Below are 1652 nucleotides of genomic sequence, written 5' to 3'. Positions count from 1 at the left end.
CAAGTACACCTATTATAACGAGAAGGATATTGACAAGGACGGCAACATTACGGGTCCGGGTACGGTGATCAACGTGGTTGGCGACGTTCAGAACAACTTCCAGGAGATCGTGAACAATACCGAGGTGAAAAACATCTTCGAGACGATTGTGAAGAATACCGGCGGGAACGTGAGCTATAACACCAGCACCAACAGCTTTACCTATGTTGACGGTACAGGAACTACCCAGACGATCAACATCACTGATATGGTGAAGGGCAACGAGACGGTGACCAAGGTGGTTGCCGAGGTAGTTAATGGGAAAAACACGGGCAAGTACACCTATTATAACGAGAAGGATATTGACAAGGACGGCAACATTACCGGTCCGGGTACGGTGATCAACGTGGTTGGCGATGTGCAGAACAACTTCCAGGACATTGTGAACAATACCGAAGTGAAAAACATCTTCGAGACGATTGTGAAGAACACCGGCGGCAACGTGAGCTACAATGCCACGACCAACAGCTTTACCTATGTTGACGGTACAGGAACTACCCAGACGATCAACATCACTGATATGGTGAAGGGCAACGAGACGGTGACCAAGGTGGTTGCCGAGGTAGTTAATGGGAAAAACACGGGCAAGTACACCTATTATAACGAGAAGGATATTGACAAGGACGGCAACATTACCGGTCCTGGTACGGTGATCAACGTGGTTGGCGACGTTCAGAACAACTTCCAGGACATTGTGAACAATACCGAAGTGAAAAACATCTTCGAGACGATTGTGAAGAACACCGGCGGCAACGTGAGCTACGATGCGACCAACAAAAACTTTACCTATGTTGACGGCAACGGTGTTACCCAGACGATCAACATCACCGATATGGTGAAGGGCAACGAGACGGTGACCAAGGTGGTTGCCGAGGTAGTTAATGGGAAAAACACGGGCAAGTACACCTATTATAACGAGAAGGATATTGACAAGGACGGCAACATTACCGGTCCTGGTACGGTGATCAACGTGGTTGGGGACGTGCAGAATAACTTCCAGGACATTGTGAACAATACCGAAGTGAAAAACATCTTCGAGACGATTGTGAAGAACACCGGCGGCAACGTGAGCTACGATGCGACCAACAAAAACTTTACCTATGTTGACGGCAACGGTGTTACCCAGACCATCAATATCACCGATATGGTTCAAAATAACCAAAAAACCAGTTCAGTGACTGGAACGGGCCTCGCTAACGTAACCTCAAGCACTACTGGAAAAAATACAAATTATACGGTTGATGTTACGGCTACTGCTGTACAGGGCGTACAGAAAACCAGCTCGGTAACAAAAGGTGACTATACTACTGTGGCCACTACTACGCCAACAACCAATAACACGGACTATAAGGTAGATGTAGATCCTTCAACTTTAATAGGAGCTGGTTTAAAATTAAATGCTACTACCAAAAAAATTGATGTAGATGTTACAACTATCCCTAACGCAACGGATAAGACTGCAACAGTAGCAAATGGAACTAATACAACTGTAGCTACAGATTTAACCAATCCAAATAACCCTATTTATAAAGTTGATGTAAATAACGCAACAGCTAATGCAGCAGGTGCTGTAAAACCAGGCTCAGGTTTAGCGGTAGCCGCTGATGGAACCT

Annotated in this window: 1 protein-coding gene; it reads left to right on the top strand. The window is 45.9% G+C overall.

Annotated features, from left to right (window positions below; all coding sequences use genetic code 11):
• Positions 1-1652 (top strand): hypothetical protein (locus DUT70_RS10140; RefSeq protein ID WP_205529775.1); only part of this gene is annotated, 1652 nt, incomplete at both ends.

The organism is Pedobacter chitinilyticus, from assembly GCF_003313385.1.
GTDB lineage: Bacteria > Bacteroidota > Bacteroidia > Sphingobacteriales > Sphingobacteriaceae > Pedobacter > Pedobacter chitinilyticus.
This window is presented reverse-complemented; position numbering and strand designations above follow the sequence as displayed.